The 7422-nt window shown below is 68.8% G+C and carries 7 protein-coding genes; all 7 read left to right on the plus strand.

The window, feature by feature from the left end:
- Positions 1–420: 420 nt before the first annotated feature.
- Positions 421–2556, plus strand: coding sequence for a type III secretion system export apparatus subunit SctV (gene sctV, locus AC6EI8_RS22180; RefSeq protein ID WP_226105524.1), 2136 nt, complete (start codon positions 421–423; stop codon positions 2554–2556).
- Positions 2557–2559: 3 nt separating this feature from the next.
- Positions 2560–2826 (plus strand): EscS/YscS/HrcS family type III secretion system export apparatus protein, encoded by a 267-nt coding sequence (locus AC6EI8_RS22185; RefSeq protein WP_498382892.1) that lies wholly within the window; start codon positions 2560–2562, stop codon positions 2824–2826.
- Between the two features lie 147 nt (positions 2827–2973).
- On the plus strand, positions 2974–4689 hold the full coding sequence (gene sctC, locus AC6EI8_RS22190; protein WP_498382893.1) for a type III secretion system outer membrane ring subunit SctC: 1716 nt from the start codon (positions 2974–2976) through the stop codon (positions 4687–4689).
- Positions 4689–5915 carry a SctD/MshK family protein gene (locus tag AC6EI8_RS22195; protein WP_498382894.1) on the plus strand — a complete coding sequence of 409 codons (1227 nt, stop codon included), beginning with the start codon at positions 4689–4691 and terminating at the stop codon, positions 5913–5915. The genes sctC and AC6EI8_RS22195 overlap by 1 nt, the downstream gene beginning before the upstream one ends.
- Positions 5916–6027: 112 nt before the next feature.
- Positions 6028–6231, plus strand: a complete 204-nt coding sequence (locus tag AC6EI8_RS22200; RefSeq protein ID WP_006580119.1) for a hypothetical protein — start codon at positions 6028–6030, stop codon at positions 6229–6231.
- A gap of 101 nt (positions 6232–6332) precedes the next feature.
- Positions 6333–6761, plus strand: coding sequence for a hypothetical protein (locus AC6EI8_RS22205; protein WP_226105528.1), 429 nt, complete (start codon positions 6333–6335; stop codon positions 6759–6761).
- Positions 6758–7422 (plus strand): type III secretion system inner membrane ring lipoprotein SctJ (gene sctJ, locus AC6EI8_RS22210; RefSeq protein WP_498382895.1); only part of this gene is annotated, 665 nt, incomplete at its 3' end. The genes AC6EI8_RS22205 and sctJ, both read left to right, overlap by 4 nt.

Raw genomic sequence — 7422 nt, forward strand, 5'->3', positions numbered from 1 at the left:
TGGACGTCATGGATGGCAGAGGCATGGCAAGGCCCGCCGGCGGCGGCGAGGACCGCGGCGGTCGCAGCCAGTTGGTGAGGCCGAAACAAGCGAGACCGAAATAAACAAGACGGAAATACGGGAAGAACGATACGGAAGCAGGTGCAGCCCCGTCCACTACGAGCCTTGGTAGTGGGGACTGCGGCCGCCCCGTCCGCAGCCCCGCCGCTACGAATCCTCGGTATTGGTCGCGTGGCGCAGCCGCCATACACTGCGCTCACCGTTCGCCAGGGGTGCGCCGCGGCGGCACGGCCTGCGTGGCGCGTGTGGCGCGCGTGGCCCCCGTGGCCTCCACCCAGGTAGCGCCATCGAGCGCGGACAGTCCGGGCCCGTCCCGGCGAACGGCCGATCGAACCATCGCAGCAGCCCACATACCGCGTCATGGCAAAACTGTCGGGATTCACCAAGGGGATCGGCCCCGCGCCGGGCCTGCAGCAGATGGCTGCGGCGGCCTCGCGCCAGTCCGACATCGCGCTGACGCTGCTGCTGTTCGCGGTGATCGCGCTGTTCGTGCTGCCGCTGCCGACCTTCCTGCTGGACCTGATGCTGACGATCAACCTGGGCATCAGCCTGACCCTGCTGATCGTCGCCACCTATATTCCGTCGGCGCTGTCGCTGTCGACCTTCCCCTCGCTGCTGCTGTTCACCACGCTGCTGCGGCTCTCGCTCAATATCGCGTCGACCAAGCTGATCCTGTTGCACGCCAATGCGGGCCACATCATCGAGACCTTCGGCAAGCTGATCGTCGGCAATAACGTCGTGGTCGGCGGCGTGGTGTTCCTGATCATCGCGATCGTGCAGTTCATCGTGATTGCCAAGGGCTCGGAGCGCGTGGCCGAGGTCGGTGCCCGTTTCGCGCTGGACGCGATGCCCGGCAAGCAGATGAGCATCGACGCCGATGTCCGCGCCGGCACCATCAGCGCCGCGCAGGCGCAGGAGCGGCGCCGCGAGCTGGAGCAGGAATGCCAGCTGCACGGGGCCATGGACGGCGCGATGAAGTTCGTCAAGGGCGATGCGATCGCCGGCGTCGTCATCGCGCTGGTCAATATCCTGGCCGGCATCACGATCGGCACGCTGATGAAGGACATGAGCATCGGCGACGCGCTGCAGCGCTACGCGATCCTGACCATCGGCGACGGCATGGTCTCGCAGATTCCGTCGCTGCTGGTATCGATCGCCGCCGGCGTGGTGATCACGCGCGTGTCGTCGGACGACAGCGACAGCCGTGCCGCCAACCTCGGCACCGTGATCGGCCGCCAACTGCTGGCGCAGCCGAAGGCGCTGCTGGTGTCGGGCGTCGCCATCGCGGTGTTCCTGGTGGTACCAGGCTTCCCCAAATGGACCTTCGCCACGATGGCGCTCGTGGTGGCGGGGTGCGGCTACTGGCTGATGCGCCGGGGCCAGCGTACCGCCGGCACGGTCACGTGGATCGAGATGCCGGACGACCGCAAGGAAGAAGACGCGCGCGCGGCCGTGGCGCCCGCGCTGGCGCTGGACCTGGACCCGACGCTGCGCGATCGCCTCGACATGCGCCAGTTCGAGCAGCGCATGACGATCGCCAAGAGCCAGGTCGAGTCGGACCTGGGCATGGTCTTTCCGCGCCTGCGGATCGAATACCGCCCGCTGGGCGAGCCCGACGCCTACGCGATCCGCGTGCAGGACGTGGTGGCCTCGCGCGGCGCGCTGCGGCCCGGCATGGAGCTGGTCGAGCCGGGGTCGCGGGCGCTGGTGGACCAGGGCCGCGCGGTGGTCGGCGCGCCGTTCGGGCCGTTCGCCGAGGCGGTCTGGATTCCGCAGGAAAAGCCCGCCGGCCGCGGCGGCCGCGAAGGCGCGAGCGATGTGCCCGCGCCCGGCGCGCCCCGCACGCTGTCGTGCGAGGAAGTGCTGGCCGTCCACGTCGGCGCGGTGATCAAGCAGCATGCCGCGCCGCTGCTCGGCATCCAGGACGTGCAGGAGATGATGCACGTGGTGCAGGCCGAGGCCCCGGACCTGGTGATGGAACTGGCCCGCGTGGTGCCGCTGCAGCGCGTCACCGAGGTGCTGCGGCGCCTGCTGCAGGAAGACGTGCCGATCCGCAACCTGCGCACGATCTTCGAGAGCCTGGTGACGTGGGCGCCCAAGGAAACCGATGCGATCGCGCTGACCGAGCTGGTCCGCGTCGATCTCGGCCGCCTGATCACCAGCCGCCATGTCGGCGGCGAACGCGCGATCGACGCGGTGCTGTTCGAGCCCGCGCTGGAGCAGCGCGTGCAGGGCGCGATCGAGAAGGCCGCGCGCGGCAACCTGCTGCTGCTGAGCCACGACGTCACGCGCGAGATCCGCGAGCAGCTGCGCCAGCTGCTGGAGAAGGCCAATGCCGCCCGCGTGGTGGTGGTCGTCAGCGTCGACGTGCGGCGCTACATCAAGCGGTTGATCGAGCCGGTCGCGCCGCGCCTGCCGGTGCTGTCCTATCAGGAAGTCGACGAGGACGTGCGCCTGGTGCCGGTCGGCTGGATCCGCAATCCCGAGGTCGAGTAAGCGATGGGCGCCGACACCATTCTCGATGTCACGCGCGAGGCGCTGCTGGTGGTGCTGTGGGTGACGCTGCCCGTGGTGCTGATCGGCACGCTCGTAGCGCTGGTGGTGGCGGTGCTGCAGGCGGTCACCCAGATCCAGGACCAGAGCATCGGCACCTCGGCGCGGCTGATCGCGGTGCTGGTGTCGCTGGTGCTGCTGGGCGGCTGGCTCGGCGGCGAGGTGATGCGGTTCTCGCAGCGGGCGATCCAGACGATGCTGACCTTTTTATAACGAAGATTCGACGACAGATTCGCAGGGCAGTTACGCACACTGATGCAGTGGAAAACCGGGGAGGATATGTTGACAAGCGAACGGTTCGGACCTCGATGTCTGGCCATGGCGGGCGCAATGCAGGGCCGTCCGTCGACAGATAAGAAGATGCTGCCGCGGCAATACGCGGGTAGGGCGGCCGCGCTGCGCATCATGGTGGCGCTGGCGCTGCTGCTGGCCCTGTGGTTCGGCGCCATCGCGCCGCTGCACGCCGCCGACCTGAACTGGCCCGGCAAGCCGTTCCAGATCTCGGCCAGCGAGAAGCGCGTGGCCGATTTCCTGCGCGAACTGGCGTCGACGCAAGGCACCACCGCGGTGGTCGATTCGCGCGTGGACGGCACCATCAGCGGCCGCTTCTCCGATTCGCCGCTGTCGATCCTGCGCAGCGTCTGCGCCAGCTATGGCCTGACCTACTACTACGACGGCTCGCTGCTCTATATCGAGCCGGCCGGCGAAGCGCGCAGCGAGGTCATTCCATTCGCGCGCGGGGCGGGGGACCGGTTGCAGGATGCGCTGGAACACATGCAGGTCATCGACTCGCGTTATCCGATCACGATCAACGACGACGACGGCACCGTGATGGTGTCGGGGCCGAAGCGCTATGTCGAGACCGTGCGTTCCGCGGTGCGCGCCTTCGACGACCGCGCCGTCAACGACGACCGCGCCGAGGTGCAGATCTTTCCGCTGAAGTATTCGTGGGCGTCGGACTTCCGCATCAACCGCTCGGGCAAGGACATCACGGTGCCGGGCGTGGTCACGGTGCTGCGCAGCCTGTACGGACGCCAGCGCGCCGGTACCGCCACCACGCCGGTCAGCATGGGCCCGAGCCGCGGCGCCAGCCGCATGGCCGAGCTGCGCAGCGGCGGCGCCAACAACATGACGCTGCCGCAGGCCAATCCGCGCCAGGTGCTGGAGTCGATGGCCGACAGCTCCACCGGCATCGGCCAGCCCGGCTTCGGCAACTGGGGCTTCGGCGGCCTGCCGCAGTTCCAGGCCGACACGCGCCTGAATGCGGTGATCGTGCGCGATGTGCCGGAACGGATGGCGCAGTACCAGCGCCTGATCTCGTCGCTCGACATCAAGCCGCGGCTGATCGAGATCGAGGTCACGATCATGGACATCAGCCAGGAGAACCTGGACAGCCTGGGCGTGGACTGGCGCCTGCATACGCGCCACGTCGACCTGCAGCTCGGCGGTGGCGGCGGTTCGCCGCTGACCTTCGGCAATGCCCGCTCGGAGGGCGGCACCACCGGCAATACCGCCGGCTCGGGCCTGCAGTTCACCGGCGCAATCGGCAACGACGTCACGCGCTACCTGCTGACGCGCGTCAAGGCGCTGGCCGAGCGCGGCCAGGCCAACTTCGTCGCGCGCCCCAAGGTGCTGACGCTCGACAACACCGAGGCCGCGCTGGAGAACATGCGCGAGTTCTATGTGCGCGTCGACGGCTTCCAGGACGCGGGCCTGTTCAACGTCGTGGCCGGTACCGCGGTGCGCGTGACGCCGTTGGTGATCGACGAGCGAGAAGGGCGCGCCGTGATGCTCAGCATCGATATCGCCGATGGCGACCTGTCCGGCGAGACCGTCGACAACATTCCGATCGTGCGGCGCCGCTCGATCACCACGCAGGCGATGGTCGATGAGGGCAAGAGCCTGCTGATCGCGGGCTATACCGTCGAGGAGAAGCTGCGCGCGTCGTCGGGCGTGCCGTTCCTGCAGGACGTGCCGATCATCGGCAACCTGTTCAAGTACCAGGAGAAGCGCCAGGCCAATATGGAGCGCTTCTACCTGCTGACACCGCGTCTGGTGATGCCGGGGATGAGCTGATGGCCGCCGCCTTGCACGTCGAATCGCAAGTCGATCCGCTCGCCGGTCCGCACGGCGAGCCGCGCGCCGATTCGCGCGCCGATTTGCGGGCCGATCGGCCGCGCCATGACGCCGGCGTTGGCGGCTGGACGCTGCGGCTGCTGGGCGGCGCCGTCTACGGCCGCGTGATCTCGCTGCGGCGCGGCGCCAATGTGCTGGGCGCCGCCAGCGACGTCGACATCAGCGTGCCAGGCGACGACGTGCAGCCGCGCCATCTGGTGCTGAACGTCGGCGAGCTGGCGGTCTCGGCCGAGCGCATCGGCGAGGCGCAGGTCAAGGTCAACGGCCGCGACACCACGCAGCGCGTGATCGCGCTGGCCGGCGGCGACATCCTGACGGTCGGCTCGCTCGACATGGAGCTGCTGCGCGCCGCGCCGGCGGCGTCAGAGACCACCGACACGCTGTTCGCCTGGGCCGAATCGGGCCGCCGCGCCGCGCGCGCCGACAGCGACGAGCCGGTGCGCCGGTCCAGCCGCTGGGTGCTGGGCTGCATCGGCGTGCTGGTGGTGGCGCTGCTGATCGGTGCCGGCTGGCTGGCCGCCACGCTGTCGCAAGACGGCGGCTTTGCCCGTACCGCGCAGGTGGACCCCGCCGCGGTGCGCGAGACCGTCGCGGGCTATCCGGAACTGGAGGTGGTGTCGCTGCCCAACGGCGCGGTCACCGTGCGCGGCTTCGTCAATTCGCGGGTGGACCGGCAGCGCATCGCGCAGGCGCTGGCGCCGTTCGGCCGAGGCGTGCAGCAGCAGGTCAGATCGGCCGACGACATCATCGAGCATATCCAGCGCTACGTGGACGAGCCCGGTGTGGGCATCGCCTACCAGGGCAACGGCCGCGTGGTGCTGACCGGCACGGCGGACCCGGTGGCCGGCCGCGACAAGGTCAAGCGCGTGATCGAGGATCTGCATCCCGGCGTGCTGGTGTCCGATCGCATCGACTACCGCGAGACCGCCGACAGCCGGCGCCGCCATCTGCGCGAAGGCCGCTGGGACAACTGGCAGGGCGTGTTTCCCGCGCGCGTGGTCAGCATCACCGATAACGGCGACGGCACGCGCTACGTGCAGCTCGCGAACGGCAGCCGGTATTTCGAAGGAGCGGTGCTGAAGAACGGCGCCGAGATCGAGAAGATCGAAGCGGACGGGCTGGTGCTTAAGGAAGGCAAGGGCGGCGAGCCGCCGCCGCAGCGCTGAGCGCCGCTGGCATTCGCCGTGGTCCCTTGTTTCTTGAAGGGGGCCGCGGCAGATCGGTTCCGCATCGCCGATGCGGAGTGTTTGGCAGTACCACTTGACGAAGGAGATGGAAATGGCTGGTGAAGTCGATCTGAACGCCAAGATGCAGGAAATCCAGCAGAAGGCCCAGGAGTTCTCGGTGAACATCATGGCCCTGCAGGACACGCTGACCCGTCAGAACGCCGTGGTCAGCAGCGAAATGGCGCACAACACCCAGAAGGCCAACCTGGTCCAGGGCGCGATGCAGGACGTCAAGCAGACGTCGAGGACCAACTGACGGCGGCGGGGTCGCGCGCGTCGCCGGACGGCCACGAGGCCGGTCCGGCGCGCCGCGCACCCTGACCGGCTTGTCTCTCATTTCAGTCCAGGAGAACAGCGATGGATCCCACCGCGATCGCCGCGCAAGGCGCTGCCGCCGAGGCGGCTACCGTGTCCGCGCACCAGCAGGCGCCGCAGGCCAACCAGGCCGCCGATCCGGCCGATGCGCGCACCTTCGCCGAGATGGTGCAGCATGGCGCCGCCGGCGGCACCACGGCCAGCGAGCCGAGCGCGTCCTCGCTCGGCGCCGCGATCCGCACCACCTATGTGTCGGCGGGCGAAGAGGCGGCACGCCAGGCCGCGCGGCTCGACGAGATGCGCGAGAGCATGTTCACCGCGATCCAGCAGGGCAGCACCAGCGACGTGGTGTATCAGGCCATGATGCTTCAGACCGAATCGCTCGAGCTGTTCTCGTCGATCCATGTCACGTCGAGCATCGGCAGCGCGGGCACCAATCTGTTCAACAGCCTGCTCAAGAACCAGCAATGACGCCGATCTCTCCGGCTTCGGGCATGCCGGCTGCCCGCCGGCTGCCGCTTGGCCGTCTTGCCCGTCTCGCTCCGCTCACGCTGGCCCTGCTGCTGGCCGCCTGCCGCGTCGACCTGTACGCCTCGCTCAACGAGGCCGAAGCGAACCAGATGCTGGCGGTGCTGACCGCCGAGGGCATCGACGCCGACAAGGTGCGCGCCGGCGAGACCGGCTGGAGCGTGCGCGTCGACGAGGCGCAACTGCCGGCTGCGCTCGAAATCCTGCGCAGCGAAGGGCTGCCGGGCGAACGTTTTTCGTCGCTGGGCCAGGTGTTCCAGAAGCAGGGCCTGGTGGCGACGCCGACCGAAGAGCGCATGCGCTATATCTTCGCGCTGTCGCAGGAGCTGTCGGAGACGCTGCGCAATATCGACGGCGTGGTCACGGCGCGGGTGCACGTGGTGATCCCCGCCACCGATCCGCTGTCGGACAAGATCCGGCCGTCTTCCGCGGCGGTCTTCATCAAGCATCGTCCCGATACCGATCTGCGGCTGCTGGTGCCGACGGTCAAGGACATGGTCGCCCACAGCATCGAGGGCGTGACGCACGACAAGGTTTCGCTGTCGCTGGTCGAGGCGCGGCCGTTTACGCCGATCGGGCCGGTCGCCCGCGCGCCCGCCAGCCA

The organism is Cupriavidus sp. R6-3 (assembly GCF_059772245.1).

Coding starts and splice junctions, on each gene's coding strand:
- sctV (WP_226105524.1), top strand. CDS start 421: ATGGCAAAACTGTCGGGATTCACCAAGGGGATCGGCCCCGCGCCGGGC.
- AC6EI8_RS22185 (WP_498382892.1), top strand. CDS start 2,560: ATGGGCGCCGACACCATTCTCGATGTCACGCGCGAGGCGCTGCTGGTG.
- sctC (WP_498382893.1), top strand. CDS start 2,974: ATGCTGCCGCGGCAATACGCGGGTAGGGCGGCCGCGCTGCGCATCATG.
- AC6EI8_RS22195 (WP_498382894.1), top strand. CDS start 4,689: ATGGCCGCCGCCTTGCACGTCGAATCGCAAGTCGATCCGCTCGCCGGT.
- AC6EI8_RS22200 (WP_006580119.1), top strand. CDS start 6,028: ATGGCTGGTGAAGTCGATCTGAACGCCAAGATGCAGGAAATCCAGCAG.
- AC6EI8_RS22205 (WP_226105528.1), top strand. CDS start 6,333: ATGGATCCCACCGCGATCGCCGCGCAAGGCGCTGCCGCCGAGGCGGCT.